This is a genomic window from Vibrio sp. Y176 (assembly GCF_033438945.1).
This window is the reverse complement of the sequence record NZ_JAWOQS010000476.1, coordinates 1-727: the sequence shown is the minus strand read 5'-3', so window position 1 is coordinate 727 and position 727 is coordinate 1. Positions and strand designations below refer to the sequence as shown.

At 48.0% G+C, this 727-nt stretch carries 1 protein-coding gene; it reads right to left on the bottom strand.

Annotated features, from left to right (window positions below):
- Positions 1-727: phosphopentomutase (locus tag R7O13_RS26805; protein ID WP_318305198.1), on the bottom strand; the 727-nt coding region annotated here is incomplete at both ends.

Sequence of the window (727 nt, the reverse complement as noted above, 5' to 3'; positions counted from 1 at the left end):
TTCTCTTCGACTAACTTTTGCAGAACCGTTGCTGATGGTGGCTCTACAGATAGGTCACGACGGTTACCTGTACGCTCAAATTGACCTTTACCAGGACCGATGAATGGACGCGCGATTACACGGCCGATGTTGTAATCTTCTAGTTCTTCACGAGCAATTTGGCAAAGCTCTAGTAGACGATCTAGACCGAATGTCTCTTCGTGACATGCGATTTGGAATACAGAGTCCGCAGAGGTGTAGAAGATTGGCTGGCCAGTCTTCATGTGTTCTTCACCAAGGTCATCACGAAATTGAGTACCAGATGCGTGGCAGTTACCTAGGAAGCCATCTAGACCTGCACGCTCAAGAATGCGGTCAGTCAGCTCTTTAGGGAAGCTGTTTGCTTTATCTGTGAAGTAGCCCCAGTCAAACAGAACTGGTACGCCAGCAATTTCCCAGTGACCAGACGGAGTGTCTTTACCAGAAGAAAGCTCAGCAGCGTGGCCGTAAGCACCGATGATTTCTGCATCAGCGTCTAGGCCAGGAGCAAAGCGACCTGTTGATTCTTTGTGTGCCATAGCCAAACCAAGTTTAGATAGGTTTGGAAGGCGAAGTGCGCCTTGACGTTTGTCGTTATCTGCTAAGCCTTTTTCACACTGGTCAGCGATATGACCTAGAGTGTCTGAACCTACATCACCAAATTCTTTTGCATCAGCAGTTGCACCGATACCGAATGAGTCTAGTACTA